Consider the following 18,085-nt stretch of genomic DNA (forward strand, 5'->3'; position numbering starts at 1 on the left):
CAGCGCTCGCCCGGCTCTCTGACCCGTCCTCGCCAGCGCTCGCCGGGCTCTCGACGGGCTTTCCGGCGGAGCGACCTAGCTGCTGTCGCGGACAGGGCCCCCGTCTCGCGGTGGGCCCTCGCCTGCGCCCCCACCCCAGCGCTCGCTCACGACGGCCTCGAGGGGCGGCAGGGCGGCATACGCCCGCGAAGCCTGCGGCAGATCAGCAGCGCTCTCGTCCACGGTGACCACCTGGCTCAGGCGGGTCAGCTCGACGACCGCCCGGGTCGGCGCCTCCCGGGGTACCACCAGTCGCAGCTCCTGACGGTGGTCGCGCAGGCGTTGCGCGAGCCGGAAGAGCGACGCGATGGCGGCGCTGTCGAGGTAGGTCGTGCCGGCGAGGTCGAGGACGAGGAGCGTCACGTGCTCCGGGACGCCATGGCCGACGGCGTCCACGACGGCGTGCGCGTTGGACAGGTCGAGCTCGCCGGTGACGCGGACCACCTGGGTGGCGTCCACGCGGCTCGTCTCGACGCGGGCGAGGTCACTCACGAGGCTCGCTCGCGGGCGCCGTGGACCGGTGCGGTGACGGCGGCGGCTCCGGTCGGGACACGAGGTCGACTCGCCGGCGCAGGCTCACCGTGGTGCCCGCCGTCGTGTGCTCGACCTCGACCTCGTCCATGAGCGCTCGCATCAGCTGCAGGCCCCAGCCGCCCCCGCGGTCGGTGGCGGGGCGCCACTGCCCCTCGTCGCGCACCCGCAGGTGGACCGTGTCCTCGAGCAGTCGCGCCTCCACGAGCAGGTCGCCGGTTGCCGTCGTGGCGCTGTAGGCGTGCTGGACGACGTTGGCACACGCCTCGCCGCAGGCCACCAGGACCTCGTCGGCCTGCTGCTCCGAGGCGCCGACCTCGTGGAGCCAGCGGCGCAGGGCATTCCGCACCTGCACGAGGTTGCGGGCCTCGGCGGGCAGCCGCACGTCCAGCTCACCTTCTACCGACGGGGCCAGCCGCATCGCGAGGAGCGCGACGTCGTCCTCGACGTGGTTCTCCTCGAGGAAGGCGTGGAGCAGGTGGTCGCACAGCGCCTCGAGACCGTCATCGGGCTGCGCCTTCGACGCCTCCGACGCCGCCAACGCCTCCGATGCCTCCGATGCCTCGCGGCCGAGTCGCTCGATGCCGTCCAGGACGGAGACCCCGCGGCGCTCGACGAGCCCGTCGGTGTAGAGCAGCAGGGTGGCCTCCGGCGGCAGGACCAGCTCGGCCTCGGTGAAGGAGCCGTCGGGTGTGACGCCGATCGGCGGGGCGACCGCTCCGGTGAGGCGGATGCTGGCGCCGGACCCGACGACGACGGCTGGTGGGTGGCCGGCGTTGCTCCACCTCAGCCTCCGGCTGACCGGGTCGAGCAGGAGGTAGACGAGCGTCACCATCTCGGGTGCGGCGAGCCGGGCGACGAGCTGGTGCACGCCGCGCAGGACCGCCGGCGGCGAGGGGTCCTGGAGGGCGTAGGCCCGCAGCGCCGTCCGCACCTGCACCATGGTCGCTGCCGCCGGCAGGCCGTGGCCGGCGACGTCGCCCACGGCGAGCCCGACCAGGCCGCCCGGCAGCTGGACGACGTCGTACCAGTCACCGCCGATCCGCAGGTCGGTCGTGGCCGGCACGTAGCGGGCGGCGAGCGCGATCCCCGGGAGGTCGGGGAGACGGTCGGGCAGCAGGCTGCGCTGGAGGGTCTCGGCCACATCGTGCTCGTGCCGGGCCAGGGCCTGCTCGTGGCCGAGCCGCTCCTGGGCGTGGGACCGCTCCTGGATCTCCTGGACGAGTCGGGCGTTGACGGCCGACAGCTGCCTGGTGCGCTCGGCCACCCGGCCCTCCAGCTCCGAGGCGGCCTGGGCCAGGGCGGCGGCCGCTCGCAGGCGTTCGCTGACGAGGGCGGCGAGGAAGAACGAGGTCAGGGCGATGCAGGCGTTGAAGGCCTGGAGGATGAGCATCTGCTCGTGCACCGGGCGCCCGGCGAACGGCCCGATGCCCTTGACGGCCGTCCACGTCGTCACGGCGGAGGCCAGCAGAGCCGCCGGCGCTGCGCCGCGCAGCTGCAGGCGCCACGCCGCCCAGCCGAGGACCGGCAGTGACAGGAAGAGCACGGGCAGCCGCATCAGGGCGGCGGCCGTGCAGACGCCGGTGGTGAGCAAGAGCACGGCGCCGGCCTCGGCCCACTGGCGCAGCGGCCAGCCGCGCTGCTCCCGGAAGAGTGGGATGCACAGCAGGAAGGGGGCGACCGTCAGCACCCCCATGGCGTCACCGGTCCACCACACGATCCACGCGGTCGCAGCTGGACTGCCGGCACAGAGCCGGACGCGAAGAGGGCTGCCGACCCGATGGTGGCGCTGACGAGCATGCTTGCCAGCGCGCCGAGGAAGACGATGGCCACCGCGTCTCTCTGTCGGTCGAGCTGGCGCCGGAATCCCACCCGTCCCAGGAGCGTGACGGCGGTGACCGGTGCCAGGGTGTTCCCGACGGCGATGACGGTGGCCGCCAGCGGGCTCGGGCCGATCGGCAGGTTGACGACGAGCGCCGATGCCGCGACGGCCGGCCAGAAGGACCGGCCGAAGACGAGCAGCGCGGCGACGGCGACTCCGGTGGGTGGCCAGAGGGGCGTCACGTCGTTGCCGACGAGCGAGAGTTGGAGCCCCAGGCGGGCGCCCAGGTAGTACGCGAGGCCGATGGCCGCCGCCACCCCGAGGCGTCTTGCCCCGGTGAGCGCCGGCGCTTCGTGGAGACCTGCCGCCCCGACTGCTCCGGCGTCGGGCACGCTCGCAGAGGGTGAGGTCCCGGCTGCCGCCGGACCCGCCGTCATCGCTGGGAGCCGCTCGGCCGCCCGCCCGCCATGACGTCGACTCTAGAAGAGGACGGCCGCCCTGACGAGGGGCGCTTCGTCCCGTCTGCGCGGGGCCGTGCACGCTGCGGACGCGCATCCACGTCGTCAGCAGGTGCAGGTCTGACCTGCAGATCGCCGCCCGCGTGACCCGCACGATGGCGTCGTTCGGGCGCTCGATCGGGGGCGTCCTTCTTCTCGACCCGCCTTGTAGGGGCCCTCGGTAGACCATCGCTCGCATCGCACGCTCCCGTCCCGAACCGTGTGGTGCCGCGCCCGCACCCAGAACGACGCACGAGTGCGGGTATGCCGCGTGGCTGGCCCACGCGGCATACCGGCCGTCGATCGTCGGTGCGGTCCCCTAGGCCTCGTGCGGGTAGTCGTCGTCGTCGCCCGCGACGACCTCGTGCTGCTCGAGCCGGTCGGCCTCGTTCGCCTCGTCAGCGGGCGCCACGAGCACGGAGTCGGTGGAGTCGGACACCGCCTCGGTGTCAGGCAGGTCCGGTGAGTCGGCCGGCGCCTGCTGCTCGAGCAGGTCCGCCTCGGGAACGTCATCGGGGATGGGCTGCTGTGGGGTCACTGGGGCCTCCTTCTCCGTCGGTTCTCTTGCCTCAGCATCCCACGAGTGGTATATGAAATCTATGGCGCACGCCATAGATCGCACGACGCGATCGTGGCCCTCCTTGGAGCATCGTGACAACGATGGAGGTGAACCTGATGCTGATGCGCACTGATCCCTTCCGAGACCTCGACCGGCTCACGCAGCAGGTCCTGGGCACCGGTGGTTCCTTCGCCCGCTCGTCCCTGATGCCGATGGACGCGTGGCGCGAGGGCGACACCTTCCACGTCGAGTTCGACCTGCCCGGTGTGGCGCCGGACGACATCGACCTGGACGTCGAGCGAAATGTCGTGACGGTCAAGGCCGATCGGCGGGCCCACTACGACGAGACGCAGCTCATCGCCGCCGAGCGCCCGTTCGGCGTCTTCAGCCGCCAGCTGGTCCTCGGCGACAACCTCGACACCGACCACATCGAGGCGAGCTACGACGGGGGCGTCCTCACCCTGACGATTCCCGTCGCCGAGCAGGCGAAGCCGCGCAGGATCGAGATCGGCGGCACGACCCAGGACCGGCAGTCGATCGGCGCCTGACCGATCGGGTGAGTGGTCGTCTCGAGTGACCTGGACCGAAAGGCAGGTGGTCGTCCCGGAGTGGTGGAGTCGTCACGAGTTCATGGAGCAGCCCCGGTCGGTGCGTTCGCCCATCGCGCCAGACGCTCGAAGCGCGACGCCCACGCCTTGACGGCGTATCGGTTCGCACCGGCCGGGGCCCGGTCACCCCACCAGCGGACGGCCCGGCCCGTCGCCCCGCGACGGGCCGGGACCGTCGTCCCCCGGAAGGAGCCGGCACCCCATGGTGCGAAGCAGCGACCTGTATGCCGTCCTGGGCGTCCCGCCGTCCGCCACCCAGGAGCAGGTCAGGCGTGCGTACCGGGTGCTGGTGCGGCGCCACCACCCGGACACCCGTGACGCGGCAGAGTCCGCCGCGTCCGACGCGCGGGATGAGGGCCCAGGGACTGCGGACGGCATCCAGCGAGCCATGGCGGCGTATGCCGTCCTCGGCGACCCGCGGCTGCGCGCCGACTACGACCGGTCCCGCGAGGGCCCGGCGCGGGAGAGCCGGCAGGGGCGGCCGGTGGTAGTTCGCCGAAGGGGACCGCGGGCGCCCGTCGAGGAGGCGGTGCAGCCGCCGATCCGGGTCGGTCCGGTCCGCTGGCATCGCTCGTCCTGATAGCCGTTCCTGGCCTGCCGGGCTCCCCGGGAGGCGTCACGATCCATCTGCCGGTGCGCCCTCCCCACCTCGCCACGGTGAGGACCTCTCACGCTGCGCCAGATGGGTCCGGGTGCCGGGCGCCGCACGTGAGGAAGCGTCGCAGCGGCGGGAAGACCTGGGTTGCAACCGCGGTCGGACAGCAGCCGCGGAGCGTTCTCACGGGCCCAGCGGCTAGCAAACGTGTGGTGCCCCCGGCAGGATTCGAACCTGCGACACCCGCTTTAGGAGAGCGGTGCTCTATCCCCTGAGCTACGAGGGCGGGGCATGGCTGAAACCCACTCTGCAACCCGTGCTGCAACGAGCGCTGTAACCCTCGCTGTAAGCACGGCGTAGGCCAGCCAACGGACACAGGCTACTGGACCTGCGCGGCGGTCTCGCGCATGGCCGCCGCCAGCGCCGCGACACTGTCCGCGGCGAATCCCGACGTTGTTTCGTCACAGCGCACGGCGGGCTCGCAGATGGTGACGGCAGACAGGGACAGGATGATCAGCAAACACCGCCATCCGACCACGGGTGGCGGCCGCTTCCCTGTGGTTCAGTGGGCCTCGTGAAACTGCTACTCACGTCCGGGGGAGTCACGAACCCGAGCATTCATGAGGCGCTCGTCGACCTGCTGGGCAAGCCGGTGGAGGAGGCAACGGCGCTCTGCATCCCCACCGCCCAGTGGGGTCATCCGATGTGCGGGCCGGTCTCGGCGCGCGGGTTTGTCGCTGGTCTCCCGCCGTGGGGCGGGATGACCTCGATGCCGTGGAACTCCCTCGGCCTGCTCGAGCTGACCGCGCTGGGCACGATCGACGAAGAACGCTGGATGCCGTGGATCCGTGCGGCCGACGTCCTCCTCGTGGACGGTGGCGAGGCCACCTACCTGTCCCACTGGATGCAGGAGTCCGGGCTGGCGGCCCTCCTGCCGTCCCTGTCCGACACGGTCTGGGTGGGCGTGAGCGCCGGCAGCATGGTGATGACGCCGCGGATCGGTGCCGACTTCGTACAGTGGCCGGGAGCCCCCGACGACCGCACGCTCGGCCTCGTCGACTTCTCGATCTTTCCCCATCTCGATGTGTTCCCGGAGAACACCATGGCCGATGCCGAGAAGTGGGCTGCCGAGATCGGCGGGCCGGCGTACGTCCTCGACGACCAGTCTGCGATCCGGGTGGTCGACGGGGTGGCCCAGGTGGTCTCCGAGGGGCATTGGAGGCGCCTTCCTGAGGAGAGTCCGCGGTAGATGCAGTCGTTGCGCGGTGAGCTCGGGGACACGAAGCCCCCTCAAACGCCGTGACAATGTGCCACTGGTTTCCCAACCAGCAAGCAGCGTCCGGCGACGACCCCGCTCGTCAGGCACGATCGACCGCGCGATCGATCCGGGCAGGCTGGGCCGGCCGCCCGCGATGGGCATGGGCAGGCGCTCGTAGTCGCCCTCGAAGCGGCCAAGTCGGACGAGCGTAGTCGCCGTCAGCGCGGCCACCGGACGTTGCCGAGCGTCGTGGCCACGTGCGAAGCACCCCAGTCCTCCCCGGGCCACCCGTTGACCCGAGGCGAATCGTTACGTGCCTTGGGCCGGCGGCCCCCGGTGACGTGGTCTCGGCATCGGAGGCAGACAGCTTCATCGCCGAGTGGAAGGAATCCGCCGCCGCGGCAGCGCACACGCCGGGCCAGAAGGTCGCGCCGGCGGCGACGGGTAGCAGGGCCAGCAGACGTGTTCGTTCAGTCTTCGGAGCCAGTGCCAGGCGGTCAAGTGCCCACGTGCGCTCCTCGGTGCCAGACCGGTCGATGCGGCCGGCTCACGGCTCATGGTCGCAGAGAAAACGGGCTCTCGGGCCGCTCGGAAACGTGTCGTGGTTCCGCGTCACCTTGGCCTTGGCGACACGCCAGTAAAGGTTCTGTTTCAGAGGCTGTATACGGACATTTCGTGCCATAGGCTCCCCGCACCGCCCACGGGCGGTCGACGTGCCGGACGCCGCCGGCCCGTTCGCAGAGCCAGGTCCTGCTATCGAAGCAGGGCAGAGGAGCGACATGCGCAACATCAGATCTCGACTGGTGGTGGTCTCGGCACTCGCCGCCGCCACGGCACTGTGCCCAGCCATCACGGCCAGTGCCAACCCTGACCCCGCTGCGAACGCGTCCGTAGACGCGGACGGGGCCGCGGTCCAGCGCGTCGACGACCGACCCGACCCGCAGGATGCCGAACGCCGTGCTGGCATCGAAGAGGCAGTCGCCAAGGTCGTCCGAGGCGAGGCCACGCCGGTCACGCAGGGCGGCGGCAAGGCCGTCCAGGTCTCACCGGGCCAATGGGCGCAGTACGGGCTGCAGTCGACCGACAGCATCCTGACCTTCCTGGTCGACTTCGGTGACCAGAAGGATGCCCGCTACCCGACCGCACCGACGGGACCGGTGCACAACAACATCCCGGCGCCCGACCGCACCACGGACAACTCGACCTACTGGGTCGACAACTTCGACCGCAACCACTTCCAGGACATGTTCTTCGGCGACGGGGAGTCGATGTCCAGCGTGTACCGCGAGATGTCGAGCGGCCGCTACACGGTCAAGGGCGACACCTCCGACTGGGTGAAGGTGCCCTACAACGAGGCGAGCTACGGCCAGACCGAGAACGCCACCGACATGCGCCGGTTCATCCAGGACAGCGCCAACGCCTGGTACGCCCAGCAGAAGGCGCAGGGCAAGTCCGACGCCGACATCAAGGCGTACCTCCAGTCGTTCGACCAGTGGGACCGGTACGACTACGACAAGGACGGCAACTTCAACGAGCCGGATGGCTACATCGACCACTTCCAGGCGGTGCACGCCGGCGAGGGCGAGGAGGCCGGCGCACCGGCGTGGGCGATCTGGTCGCACCGGTGGTCCGTCAACCAGACGCGCAACGGCGGCCCGGACTGGAACCGCAACGGCGGCATCCAGGTCGGCGACACCGGCTTCTGGATCCGCGACTACACGACCGAGCCGGAGAACGGTGGCCTCGGTGTCTTCGCGCACGAGTTCGGCCACGACCTGGGCCTGCCCGACCTCTACGACACCGGTGGCGGCGAGAACGGCACCGGGTTCTGGACGCTGATGAGCTCGGGGTCGTGGCTCGGCCACGGCACCGGTGACATCGGCACGACGCCCAACCACATGGGCGCCTGGGAGAAGCTGCAGCTCGGCTGGCTCGACTACACGACGGTCGCCCATGACCAGAAGGCCACGCTGATGCTCGGCCCGTCGATGCACGCGACGAAGAAGGAGCAGGCCCTCATCGTCACCCTGCCCAAGGACGCGGCCGGCAAGGACCGCTTCTACATCGCCGAGAACCGGCAGTACGCCGGGTACGACGCGACGCTGAAGACGGGGCCGTACAACTTCGGGTGGACGCTCTCGAAGGACAACCTGGTCGAGCACTTCCCGTACCAGGACGGCCTGCTCGTCAGCTACTGGAACACCGCGGTGTCCAACAACAACACCAAGGCCCACCCGGGCACCGGCCGGATCCTGCCGGTCGACGCTCGACCGAACTCGCTGCGGTGGAGTGACGACACCGTGGCTCGCAACCGGATTCAGTCGTTCGACTCGACCTTCGGCGTCGACGCGACGGACCCGATCTCCCTGCACCGCGAGACGGCGAGTGGCTTGACGACGCTCGAGGTCCCGGCACAGGCGCCGGTTTCGGTCTTCGACGACAGTGACCCCAACCGCTATTACGACACGGCGAACCCCGGCGGCAGCGTCAAGGTGGCCGGCGCTGGCCTCACGATCAAGGTCGTACAGAGCAACAGCACCGGCAAGATGATGGTCAGGGTGAACGGCTGACCCGTCCTGCTCAACGGGCGTTGGCCCGGGCCCCTTTCAGGGTCCGGGCCGACGCGCATGCGGCCAGAGCGTCCTCGACCACCAACGTCCACCCGCGGCTACCCGGTCGACCTGGTCACTGCCCAGTGAACGTCCTACGAATCGGTCCGATGCCAAGAAGCCCGGCGCTCGGTGCGCCCGTGAACGCGCGCGCGAGTTCCGCTGGCACACTCTCGGCCATGGCCATCGAGTCGCGAGGCGCCCGACGCTCACCACGCCGCAGGCCCCCGCTCAGGAGCGGTGTCGCCGTCGCTCTCCTGCTGGCTGGCTGCACAAGCGGAGGCGGCTCCGCGCCGCATCCCTCCCGGGTGCAGGCCAGCACCCCGGCGCCGACGATGACAGCCGTGCCTGAGGCGGCGCAGTGCGTCACGCACCAGGACCTCGGCCAGGGTGCCGGCGTTGATCTGCCATTCAAGAATCTGTTCGGGGAAAGGGTGGCCCACGGTGTCGACGTGAACGACGAGTTCGCGCCGGGGGCCGACGCGACTGACGTGGGCAGGTGCGGGGCGGTGCTTCCGGGCGGCGATGAGGTCTGGTGCGGGCAGCCGGCGCCGTGGGCGTCCCTGGGCTATGACAAGTTCACGATCGCGTCCGGCGCCACCCGTGTGCGCCGCGTCGGAGTCAGCACGGACGAGGGCCGGTCGAGCTCGGGCGGGCAGGTGTCTCGCTCGCTCTCCTACGTTGAGCTCGAGCTTGGCGGGGCCGACCCCAAGGGTGTCGCCGACTTCCTGCAGCGGGCGTTCCGACGGTGCGCGGAGGGCACCCCCGCTCACGTGCACGGCCTGCCTGCCATCACCGGCAACGTCCCCTCCATGAGCGGCGGCGTGCACGAGGCGGAGGCGGTCGCGTTCCTGACGCCCAAGCGCGTCGCCTGGGTCATCCTCGACGGGCGGCGGTGGACGGCAGCGGAGCGCAATCAGGCCCTCGGCGCGATCGCGGCCCATCTCCATCAGGTGTGACTCGGCACAGGGCAGGGCCAGGGGCCGGCCTGGATCATCGAGACCGGCGCGGCCAGACCGCACGATCGTGCGAACGCCCTCCCGGCGCGGCCGCACGGGTCATCCTGGCCGCCCACGAACGCGCCTGACGCAAGGGTATTGCGGCGGCCCTGTGCGAGCGGCTCTTCCAATCAGGGCTCTCAAGGCAGATCAGTGGCTTCGTGGCGGCGCGACACAACCTCTAGAGACAGACCTGCAAGGCCTAGGGCCACGAGCAGCACCGTCGGCAGCAGCAGGGGGGAGCGCCAAGGCTCGAAGGCGCCGTAGCCTTGCACGGCAACGCCCATGGCTGCGGCCATGGCCGCACCCGCGACGAGCTCGACAACGCTGAGGGTCAGTGACAGCAACCCACCTCGACCTTCGGGTGCACGCCGGAGAACGAGGACTGCCACGTACGTGAACAGCACGGCAGCCAACGCGAGCAACAGCCCCAAACCGAGAAACACTCCGCCCAACCCGGCGTTCGGCGCTCGACCCATGATCATCATCGCGCCGGAGAGAACGAGTGCCGCCCCACCCACCATCACGTGACCAAGGCTGATCACGCGACGTGCGGAGACCCGCGACTGCTGGTCCGTGCCCATGAGCCAGTGAAACACCCGATGTGGCGACCGGCATGAGTTTCAGTACCCGACAGCACGAGTGCAGGTATGCCGTCCGACGAAAAGGAATCGTCCCAAGACGGAGCGGTCCGCGGGTCGGTGCGCAGGGTCGGCACGTCGGCGGCGAGCGGCCCGCCGCGTGATCGCAGGAATGCACTCCGAGCGCATGCTCAATGCGCAAGCACTCTCCACTCGACGCCCCGGATCACTGCGATGGAGAGCACTGCCAGCATCCCCACGATGCCATGAGGACTCGTGGTACGAAGGGCGCCTCAGGCACACCCCGCACCGTCGGCACAACGCCCCAGGATCCGGTGGCGCGGCGGCACAAACGGCATCGCGCTCGACTGGGACAACGCCTGGCGACTCGACACCGGCGCACAACGGCACGATCATGACGGCGTAGACGTGGCAGCCCGTCAGGGAGTCGGGGCGACCACTGGAAACAGGGCTGATCCCGCTCGGCGGTGGAAGAGCGGGTGGCGGGACGGTCGGTCACCCGCTCCGCTCACGAGCGGTTGGTGAACGCCCAGTCCATGCCGTCCTCGCCCTGGTCGTCGAAGGCGGGATCTCGTCGCAGGCCGATCGTGGTGGCGACCCTCTGGCTGGCGAGATTGGTGGGGCGGATACGAGCGACGACGAGCTCGGCAGGAAGTGACTCCTGGGCCCAGTGCAACACGGCGGCTGCGGCTTCCGTGGCGTAGCCACGTCCCCAGGTCGAGGGATGGAAGCGGTACAGGAGATTGAGTACGCGGTCACCGCGGATCGTCATCCACCGCAGACCGCAGTTGCCAACGAGGCGACGTGTCTTCTCCTCGAAGACGCAACAGTTGCCGAACCCGTGCCGCTCCCAGTGCCCCAGCCAGCGCCCCACCAGTTCCTCGACGTCCTCGAGCTCCGTCACCAGATCTGACGGGTTGTGCTGCGCGACCGACGGATTCGAGAGGATCCCGAGGATCGCTGCGGCATCGACCTGCGCCGGCTGCCGTAGTGACAGCCGTGCGGTCACCATACGAACGGGTTGCCGGGGCACCTCGGCAATGTATCCGCGTGCGTCTCCCCGAAGTGCCCGAGCGAGGCTCCCGGTGCCGCCCGGATACCCGGCCGACCTCATCGAGCCCTTCAGCGAGGCGCACCTTCGCGCAGCGCCCGAGCTCGGCGACGGTGACCACCTGGTCGACTCGTTGCGGAGGTGTGCCCCGGCCGGGTGTCGCGGTTGCCAGCGGCCCCGGCACCTGGTGGGCTGCCGGGCATGAGCGTGCAGGCTGCACCCACCCGCCGTGCCTTCTGGGTCGACCCCGAGAGCGACCCGCGCAACGACCTGGAGCTGCCCGTGGGGGAGACCGCGTTGCTGCGCGACTACCTCGAGCGCTACCGGATGACGTTCGAGATGAAGTGCGAGGGGCTCACGCCCGCGCAACTGGCCAAGCAGTCGGTGCCGCCGAGCACGATGAGCCTGTTGGGGCTGGTCCGCCACCTGGCCAAGATCGAGCACCACTGGTTCCGCCGGAACCTCGAGGGCCAGGAGAACCTGCCGGTCCTCTACTGGACGCAGGACGAGCGCGACCTCGACTTCGACGGCGCGGCCGGGACCGAGGAGTGTGTGGCGGACGCCTGGGAGTCGTGGCACGCGGACCTCTGCGCGAGTGCGTCGACGGCTGCACCGGCCAGTAGGTCTGCACCAGCCCTGTCCCCGGCGCAACGTCGATGGCCTGGATGGCGTATGCCGTGTGGCGGGGTCCGTCCTGCGCCTCCTGCCGGGGCGGCCGGGTTAAGGTGCCTGATGCCCCATGGTCCGGTGCAGGGACGAGACCGACGCGCAGTGCAGACGCTCGACCTCGAGACGCTTCCGCGCGAGGTCCGGTCCGCCGTGGAGGCGATGGTGGCAGGGCACGAGGTGAGGCTTCGTTCCGAGGGTCGCGAGCTCGGGGTCCTCGCTTTTCGACCGGCCGTGCTCGAGGGAGCCGTCGTGTTCGGGCCGCCGGCTCCGGGGGTGGAGTCCGTCCCGGTCGAGACCGTCCCGGACGGTGTCACGGTCGTGGCCACGGCGACGAAGCTCTCCGAGGCCGCGCGCCGTCGGCTCTCCGACGAGCTGGGACCCGACTACATCGTCCTAGACCTGCTGAAGGCGCCGACGACGGCCGACGTCGTCCTGACCCACCCCGTGAGCCCGCAGCTGCTCGGCTCGCTGCGGGCCGGCTTTCCGAACGCTCGCGTGATCGTGACGGAGATCGACGACGAGGAGCTCGGCGTGAGCCAGCCGGGGCCTGTGAGCCGACTGCTCGATGCAGGCGCTGCGGCCTACCTGCCGCCACGACCCCTACGCGAGGTCGCGTCGAGCGTGCACGCCTACCTCACCGGGTCCGGAGCGCCGCAGCTCACCGCAGGCAGCTCCGCGACGGTGCCGACCGCTGCCCTCCCGGCGTCGGCCGACGAGCGGGCGGAGTGAGCCGCGACAGCCAGGACCGTTCCACACCTCGGCGAACCACGGGCCGGGCCAGGGGCCGGCGCGCTCGTGCGTCGCGCCGGCCCATGAGGCTCACCTGCTGATCACTTCAGTCGGAAGAGCCCGTCGTCGCGGATCGACGTCTTTCCGGCGTCACCGGCGTGGCCCAGCAGCTGGGTCTGCCCGACCATCTGCTCCATGCCCTTCAGGACCGAGTAGTGGTCGTAGGCGACCGAGGAGACGCCGCCGGGGGTGGTGTACGGCGTGATGACGATCAGGGGCACCGTGAAGGTGGTGTTGTTTCCCTCGTCCCAGGTGATGATGATCGCGGAGTGGCCGGCTTGGTATGTCGTCGAGTTGAGCAGCGTCGGAAGATAGCTCTTCAGCCAGTTGTCGCCGTTCTGGATCCGCTGCGAGATGGTGGTGTTCGGCACCAGGTGCATGATGTGCTGCTTGTTCGGGATCACCAGGTTGAACTTTGCGGACAGCACGTCCGCGTTGTTCGCCGGGAACGGCTTGGCGTATTGCGGGCACGACGTCTTCTGCGTCCGTGTGTAGTAGGGGAAAGGCGTGTGGGTGACCGTGAACAGGCCGGCGCCACCGGTGTAGCAGTTTCCCTGCGAGTCCTCGGCCCACTCCACGGCGCTGCCCGGCGCCGTCGTGTTCATCAGCTCGAAGATGCTCTCCGAGGCCTGCGGCCACGAGCTCGGAGGTTTGTTCGCCGTGATCGGCAGCTGGTGGGTGCAGATGCCATTGGTGTCGGCCTTGTCGCAGCCGGTGTACCCGGACGTCAGCGCGACGTAGTTGGCCAGGCTGGTGGTCGACAGGGAGAGGTCGTTCTTCGAATAGCTGCACGCGCCCGCGATCGAGTTGATGTACGGCGCGTCCGCAGTGTTGCCGATGATCTTCTTGAGCGGCTTGTTCTCGAACATGATCAGCGTGACGTGATCCCACGTCGGTGGTGCAGTTCCTCGGGCTGAACCACCGCAGGGAGCCGTCGACGTCGTGGTGACCGCGGTTGCGGCAGGCGCGGGGAGAATTGAGGCGGCTAACAACACCGCCGCGGAGACCGGGATCAAAGATCGCATTGGCGTCACTTCCAAAGGTGTTGGCACGACTGTGAATTCATTGCAAGCCCCGCGCGCCAGGGCGATACACCGTTCGTCAAAGATAAGGCGCGGCTCTGCGCGCCACAGTGGCTTTCGAAAAGAGCCGGAACTCGTCGGCGTCTTTCCCCGCTCTATAGCGTGCCGTCGACGTCGACCAGCCCCCGGCCGAACGCGTCGATGCGGCCCCAGCGGCCCGGTATGTCGAGCAGCTCGATGCGCCCGAACGAGACCGGCACGGCCGGGTCGACGATGAGGTGCTCGCCGACCGCGTCGAGACCGAGCATGGTCCGCAGGAACAGCAGGGGTGCGCCGGTGGACCACGCCTGCGGGCTGCAGGCAGTCGGATACTGCACCGGGTAGCGCGTCAGGGAGCGCTCGTAGCCACCGAACGCCTCGGGAAGGCGGCCCTCGAAGAACTCGGCCGCGTCGAGCACGCCCGCCGCGACACGTGCTGCCTCCTCCCGGAAGCCGTAGCGACGCAGACCCCACGCGATGAAGGAGTTGTCGAAGGGCCAGACCGTGCCGACGTGGTAGCCGATCGGGTTGTAGCGGGCCTGGTCGTCGGCCAGCGTCCGCACGCCCCAGCCCGAGAACAGCCGGGGCCCGAGCAGGTGCGCGGCGATGGTCGACGCCTTTGCGTCGTCGACGATCCCGCTCCAGAGCAGGTGGCCGATGTTCGAGGAGAGCGCGTCGACGCGCGTGCCGTCGGCCTCGAGCGCGAGGGCGTAGTAGCCACCGTCCTCGACCCAGAAGTCGCGGTCGAAGCGGCCCTTGAGGTCGGCCGCCTGCCGCTCGAGAGCATCCGCGTATGCCGGGTCGTCCCAGAACTGCCGGGCGAGACGCGCCACCCGGACCTTCGCGTCGTAGGCGTAACCCTGCAGCTCGCACGTCGCGCGGGGGAACCCGGGCAGCCGACCGTCCTTGAAGGAGATCGAGTCCCACGAGTCCTTCCAGCACTGGTTCTCCAGGCCCGTCTGCTCGTTGCGCCGCTGGTAGGAGATGTAGCCGTTGCCCTGCAGGTCGGCGTACGTGTCCATCCAGTTGATCGCCGCGCGTGCCTCGGGCTCGAACTCCCGCACCAGAGCGCTGTCGCCGCTCCACCGTTCGTACTCGTCGAGCAGGACGAGCCACAGCGGCGTCGAGTCGGCCGAGCCGTAGTACGGCGAGTGCGGGCGCTCCTGGAACGCGGTGAGCTCGCCGTAGCGCATCTCGTGGAGGATGCGACCGGGATCCTCGTCGCGGAAGTCGTCGACACGGCTGCCCTGCCAGTCACCGAGCACCCGCAGCGTCGTCTCCGCCAGCTCGGGGGTGAACGGGAGAGCCTGGAGGCTCGTGAAGATGCTGTCGCGCCCGAACATCGTCATGAACCACGGCAGCCCCGCCGCGGGGAGGCTGCGGCTGCCCGCGATCGCCGGCGAGAAGCGCAACGCCGCGAGGTCCACGAGGCTGCGGCGATAGGTCGCGGCGAGCTGGTCCCAGTCGGTGACGAGGCGCGGTGCGGCGGCCAGCCACTCCTCGAGCCCCTCCGGGCCGCCGCCGTCCGCACCCGGTCCCACGCCGTCCACGGGCATCAGACTCGGAACGTCGGGTCGTCCGATCCGCGGAGCCACGTAGAGCTCGGTCGACCAGGACCCGTGTGCGTCCAGGTGCACGTCGAACTCCAGGCCGCTCTCGTCCACGCGTGAAGCCGGCTCCGAGGCGGAGACGGTGGTGTCGCGGTGGAAGCTGTCGCGGTCGTAGGAGATGACGAGGGCGCCGTCCTCGACGCGGGTGGTGCACCTGCCCTGCTTGGCGAGGGCGTCCTTCACCTCGAACAGGTCGACGAAGTCGCATGCCACATCCATCCGGAGCGTGAGGTCGACCGAGCCGGTGTGGTGGTTGAGCAGGGTGATGCTCTCGCGGAAGCCATGCCCGACCGCGCGCTGGCGGATGACGGTGAGGTTGGCGTTGACGTAGACGGTGCTGGTGCCGAGCACGAGGAAGAAGCGGGCCTCGTAGTAGTTGAGGTCGTCGGTGGACAGGGCAGTCAGCCGCTGGCCGTCGACGGTGAGCACCCACCGTGACAGGAACCGGGTGTCCCAGGCGAACAGCCCGCCGGGCTCGGTGGGCGAGGCCTCGATGTCGCCGCGGCGGTCGCTCACGACGAACGTGTTGCCCTCCAGGATGCGGACCGGCCCCTCGCTCATGACGGCCGCCCTTCGCCTGTGTGGACGGCGGCATCGGGGGTCGGTGCCGGGTGCCGGGAGAAGAGTCTCTGGGCGAGCACCACCAGCTCGGGGTCGCCCTGGACCGTCAGGGCTCCTCGCAGCAGCGAGGCCATCGCGCTCGTGCGCCCGTTCACCAGGTCCTGGAGCTCCGATGCGCTGCACGCGATGGTGGCTTCGGCCGTTGTGCCGCCGCCGTCGGCGGAGACCGTCAGGCGGCCGTGGTCGACGGCCACCAGTCGGCTCACCGAGGCCGCACGATCCCTGCCGGTGTTGGCATCCCGGTCAGCAGGGTCGGTCTGGACGTCGGAGATCTCGAACCGGATGGTCGCCTGGACCCGCTGCAGCAAGGGCTCGTGGCCGCGCCGCGTCAGCTCCTCGAAGAACTCGTGGGTGTGTGACATGGTCGGCGCCCTTCCCGTAGCCAGCGTAGCCACGGGTCGGCACGCCCGCCCGCGGATCAGCGAGACTCAGCCCCCGGGCGCCGCGCCAGCTCGTCGCGCCGACGGGTGAGGTAGGTGACCTCTGCGCGGTTGCCGGCCAGCTCGATCGCCCTGCCGTACGCCGCCCGCGCCTCGTCTCTGCGACCGAGCCGTCGCAGCAGGTCGGCGCGCGTGGCATGGAGGGCGTGGTAGCCGGCCAGCGCGTCCTGCAGGCGGCCCACGAGCGCGAGCCCGACCTCCGGACCGTCGAGCTCGGCGACCGCCACCGCCCGGTTGAGGGCGACGACGGGGGAGGGGTCGAGGCGCACGAGCTGGTCGTAGAGCGCCACGACCTGCGACCAGTCGGTCTGGCCCGCCTCCCGGGCGGAGGTGTGCACCGCGTTGATGGCCGCGAGGATCTGGAACCGCCCGGGGGCGACGCCCGAAGCCAGCCTCTCGCGGACGATGCCGTGCCCCTCGGCGATGAGCGCGGCGTCCCAGGCGCCACGGTCCTGCTCCTCCAGCGTCACCAGCTCGCCGCCGGGTGAGACCCTGGCGCCGTGGCGCGCCTCGGTGAGCAGCATCAGGGCCAGGAGCCCGGCCACCTCGCCGTCGTCGGGCAACAGTGCCCGCGTCAGGCGAGCCAGGCGGATCGCCTCGGCGGTCAGGTCGGCTCGCAGCGGGTCGCTGTCGGGACCGGACGCGAGGTAGCCCTCGTTGAAGACGAGGAAGAGGACGGTGAGCACGCCCGACACGCGTACCGGGAGGTCCGCCGCAGGCGGCACCCGGTAGGGGATGCGCGCCGCGCGGATCTTGGCCTTGGCTCGCGTGATCCGCTGGCCCATCGTCGACTCCTGCACCAGGAACGCCCGGGCGATCTCGGGGACCGTCAGGCCGCCCACGAGGCGGAGCGTCAGCGCCACACGGGTCTCCATCGCGAGCGCCGGGTGGCAGCAGGTGAAGATCAGCCGAAGCCGGTCGTCGTCGACCGCACCGGCCGGCTGGGGTGCCTCGACGGCATACATCGCGTGCGCCTCCTTCTGCTTGTCGTCGCGCCTGCTCTCACGCCGTAGGCGGTCGATGGCCTTGCGGTTCGCGGTGGTCGTCAGCCAGGCGCCGGGGTTGGGGGGTATGCCGTCCGCCGGCCACCGCTCGACGGCCGTCGCGAACGCCTCGGCAGCGGACTCCTCCGCGATGTCGAGGTCGCCGAACCGCCGGGCCAGGGACGCGACGACCCGCGCCCACTCCTCGCGGTGGGCGCGGCTGATCGCCTCGTCGGTCCCGGGTCGGCTCATCGCGCTCCCTTGCTCCTTCTGCGCTCTCGTCGGTCCCGTGGTCAGAGGAAAGGTCGCACCTCGACCTTGCGGTGGCACGCCTTCGACCCCTCTGCGGCTAGCCGGAGCGCCACGTCGAGGTCGGGCGCCTCGATGATCCAGAAGCCGGCGAGCCACTCCTTGGCCTCGAGGAAGGGTCCGTCGGTGATCACGGCCTCGGTGCCACGGTTGTCGACGACCGTTGCAGGATCGGGCGATCCCAGGCCGCCGGCGAAGACCCACTGGCCACGGGCCCTCAGCCTGTCGTTGAAGGCGTCGGTGTCGGCCTGCTCGGTGTCGGTCGCCGAGCCGGCGCCGTCGTCGATCACGGACAGCAGGTACTGCATGTGCATCATCTCCCTCGCTCCGTGCGGCGCCACTCGACTGCCGCTCACCCCTGCAACGAACGGGCCTGTCCTGATCCGACACCCTCGTAAGGGTTTGTTCAAGGGAGTACAGCTCCGGTTGCCGGG

Annotated in this window: 17 protein-coding genes, 1 tRNA gene and 1 pseudogene; 6 read left to right on the forward strand and 13 right to left on the reverse strand. The window is 70.3% G+C overall.

Features of this window, described 5'->3' with window-relative positions:
- Positions 1-75: 75 nt before the first annotated feature.
- From ABD194_RS02860 to ABD194_RS02875, 4 genes and pseudogenes are all read right to left on the reverse strand, one after another.
- Entirely contained in the window at positions 76-531 is a 456-nt protein-coding gene (locus ABD194_RS02860) for an STAS domain-containing protein (protein WP_343987205.1), read from the reverse strand.
- Positions 524-1,963 carry an ATP-binding SpoIIE family protein phosphatase gene (locus ABD194_RS02865; protein ID WP_425579942.1) on the reverse strand — a complete coding sequence of 480 codons (1,440 nt, stop codon included), beginning with the start codon at positions 1,961-1,963 and terminating at the stop codon, positions 524-526. Before ABD194_RS02865 ends, ABD194_RS02860 begins: the two co-directional genes overlap by 8 nt.
- Positions 1,949-2,829: pseudogene (locus ABD194_RS21570) on the reverse strand (MASE1 domain-containing protein); the annotation flags it as partial. The gene ABD194_RS02865 and the pseudogene ABD194_RS21570, both read right to left, overlap by 15 nt.
- Positions 2,830-3,208: 379 nt before the next feature.
- Positions 3,209-3,427, reverse strand: coding sequence for a hypothetical protein (locus tag ABD194_RS02875; RefSeq protein WP_343987216.1), 219 nt, complete (start codon positions 3,425-3,427; stop codon positions 3,209-3,211).
- Between the two features lie 137 nt (positions 3,428-3,564).
- Between ABD194_RS02875 and ABD194_RS02880 the strand changes: the two genes are divergently transcribed.
- Both ABD194_RS02880 and ABD194_RS02885 read left to right on the forward strand, forming a co-directional pair.
- Positions 3,565-3,996 (forward strand): Hsp20/alpha crystallin family protein, encoded by a 432-nt coding sequence (locus tag ABD194_RS02880; protein ID WP_343988194.1) that lies wholly within the window; start codon positions 3,565-3,567, stop codon positions 3,994-3,996.
- Between the two features lie 262 nt (positions 3,997-4,258).
- Positions 4,259-4,636 carry a J domain-containing protein gene (locus tag ABD194_RS02885; RefSeq protein WP_343987218.1) on the forward strand — a complete coding sequence of 126 codons (378 nt, stop codon included), beginning with the start codon at positions 4,259-4,261 and terminating at the stop codon, positions 4,634-4,636.
- A 225-nt stretch (positions 4,637-4,861) separates the two neighbouring features.
- Here the strand turns inward: ABD194_RS02885 and ABD194_RS02890 are convergent.
- Together ABD194_RS02890 and ABD194_RS02895 are read right to left on the reverse strand one after the other, a co-directional pair.
- Positions 4,862-4,937, reverse strand: a tRNA-Arg gene (locus ABD194_RS02890).
- Between the two features lie 93 nt (positions 4,938-5,030).
- Complete coding sequence (locus ABD194_RS02895; RefSeq protein ID WP_343987221.1) at positions 5,031-5,171, reverse strand: hypothetical protein; 141 nt, start codon at positions 5,169-5,171, stop codon at positions 5,031-5,033.
- A gap of 54 nt (positions 5,172-5,225) precedes the next feature.
- Between ABD194_RS02895 and ABD194_RS02900 the strand changes: the two genes are divergently transcribed.
- The 3 genes from ABD194_RS02900 (at position 5,226) to ABD194_RS02910 (ending at position 9,477) form a co-directional block, all read left to right on the forward strand.
- Positions 5,226-5,900: a Type 1 glutamine amidotransferase-like domain-containing protein gene (locus ABD194_RS02900; protein WP_343987223.1), complete on the forward strand. Its 675-nt coding sequence runs from the start codon at positions 5,226-5,228 to the stop codon at positions 5,898-5,900.
- 788 nt (positions 5,901-6,688) lie between these two features.
- Positions 6,689-8,479, forward strand: coding sequence for an immune inhibitor A domain-containing protein (locus tag ABD194_RS02905; RefSeq protein ID WP_343987226.1), 1,791 nt, complete (start codon positions 6,689-6,691; stop codon positions 8,477-8,479).
- Positions 8,480-8,826: 347 nt separating this feature from the next.
- Positions 8,827-9,477, forward strand: a complete 651-nt coding sequence (locus tag ABD194_RS02910) for a hypothetical protein (protein WP_343987229.1) — start codon at positions 8,827-8,829, stop codon at positions 9,475-9,477.
- 179 nt (positions 9,478-9,656) lie between these two features.
- Here the strand turns inward: ABD194_RS02910 and ABD194_RS02915 are convergent, their stop codons facing one another.
- Together ABD194_RS02915 and ABD194_RS02920 are read right to left on the reverse strand one after the other, a co-directional pair.
- Positions 9,657-10,100 (reverse strand): hypothetical protein, encoded by a 444-nt coding sequence (locus ABD194_RS02915; RefSeq protein WP_343987232.1) that lies wholly within the window; start codon positions 10,098-10,100, stop codon positions 9,657-9,659.
- Positions 10,101-10,626: 526 nt separating this feature from the next.
- A complete protein-coding gene (locus ABD194_RS02920; protein WP_343987235.1) occupies positions 10,627-11,130 on the reverse strand; it encodes a GNAT family N-acetyltransferase in 504 nt (167 codons plus the stop codon).
- A 240-nt stretch (positions 11,131-11,370) separates the two neighbouring features.
- Here ABD194_RS02920 and ABD194_RS02925 point away from each other — a divergent pair, with 240 nt between their 5' ends.
- Positions 11,371-12,567, forward strand: a complete 1,197-nt coding sequence (locus ABD194_RS02925; protein WP_343987238.1) for a mycothiol transferase — start codon at positions 11,371-11,373, stop codon at positions 12,565-12,567.
- Between the two features lie 101 nt (positions 12,568-12,668).
- Here the strand turns inward: ABD194_RS02925 and ABD194_RS02930 are convergent, their stop codons facing one another.
- The 5 genes from ABD194_RS02930 to ABD194_RS02950 form a co-directional block, all read right to left on the reverse strand.
- Complete coding sequence (locus ABD194_RS02930) at positions 12,669-13,679, reverse strand: alkaline phosphatase family protein (protein WP_343987241.1); 1,011 nt, start codon at positions 13,677-13,679, stop codon at positions 12,669-12,671.
- Between the two features lie 125 nt (positions 13,680-13,804).
- Positions 13,805-15,859, reverse strand: a complete 2,055-nt coding sequence (locus ABD194_RS02935) for an amylo-alpha-1,6-glucosidase (RefSeq protein WP_343987244.1) — start codon at positions 15,857-15,859, stop codon at positions 13,805-13,807.
- The gene (locus ABD194_RS02940) at positions 15,856-16,281 is read right to left on the reverse strand and encodes an SCP2 sterol-binding domain-containing protein (RefSeq protein ID WP_343987247.1); all 426 of its coding nucleotides are present in this window, start codon (positions 16,279-16,281) and stop codon (positions 15,856-15,858) included. The genes ABD194_RS02935 and ABD194_RS02940 overlap by 4 nt, the downstream gene beginning before the upstream one ends.
- Positions 16,282-16,337: 56 nt before the next feature.
- On the reverse strand, positions 16,338-17,594 hold the full coding sequence (locus ABD194_RS02945; RefSeq protein ID WP_343987251.1) for an RNA polymerase sigma factor: 1,257 nt from the start codon (positions 17,592-17,594) through the stop codon (positions 16,338-16,340).
- Between the two features lie 41 nt (positions 17,595-17,635).
- Positions 17,636-17,959: a YciI family protein gene (locus tag ABD194_RS02950; RefSeq protein ID WP_343988198.1), complete on the reverse strand. Its 324-nt coding sequence runs from the start codon at positions 17,957-17,959 to the stop codon at positions 17,636-17,638.
- Positions 17,960-18,085 lie beyond the last annotated feature (126 nt).

Source organism: Terrabacter terrae (genome assembly GCF_039529575.1).
In the GTDB taxonomy this organism is placed as follows: Bacteria; Actinomycetota; Actinomycetes; order Actinomycetales; family Dermatophilaceae; genus Terrabacter; species Terrabacter terrae.

Coding starts and splice junctions, on each gene's coding strand:
- ABD194_RS02880 (WP_343988194.1), top strand. CDS start 3,565: ATGCTGATGCGCACTGATCCCTTCCGAGACCTCGACCGGCTCACGCAG.
- ABD194_RS02885 (WP_343987218.1), top strand. CDS start 4,259: ATGGTGCGAAGCAGCGACCTGTATGCCGTCCTGGGCGTCCCGCCGTCC.
- ABD194_RS02950 (WP_343988198.1), bottom strand. CDS start 17,959: ATGCAGTACCTGCTGTCCGTGATCGACGACGGCGCCGGCTCGGCGACC.
- ABD194_RS02935 (WP_343987244.1), bottom strand. CDS start 15,859: ATGAGCGAGGGGCCGGTCCGCATCCTGGAGGGCAACACGTTCGTCGTG.
- ABD194_RS02915 (WP_343987232.1), bottom strand. CDS start 10,100: ATGGGCACGGACCAGCAGTCGCGGGTCTCCGCACGTCGCGTGATCAGC.
- ABD194_RS02945 (WP_343987251.1), bottom strand. CDS start 17,594: ATGAGCCGACCCGGGACCGACGAGGCGATCAGCCGCGCCCACCGCGAG.
- ABD194_RS02865 (WP_425579942.1), bottom strand. CDS start 1,963: ATGCTCATCCTCCAGGCCTTCAACGCCTGCATCGCCCTGACCTCGTTC.
- ABD194_RS02940 (WP_343987247.1), bottom strand. CDS start 16,281: ATGTCACACACCCACGAGTTCTTCGAGGAGCTGACGCGGCGCGGCCAC.
- ABD194_RS02905 (WP_343987226.1), top strand. CDS start 6,689: ATGCGCAACATCAGATCTCGACTGGTGGTGGTCTCGGCACTCGCCGCC.
- ABD194_RS02925 (WP_343987238.1), top strand. CDS start 11,371: ATGAGCGTGCAGGCTGCACCCACCCGCCGTGCCTTCTGGGTCGACCCC.
- ABD194_RS02920 (WP_343987235.1), bottom strand. CDS start 11,130: ATGGTGACCGCACGGCTGTCACTACGGCAGCCGGCGCAGGTCGATGCC.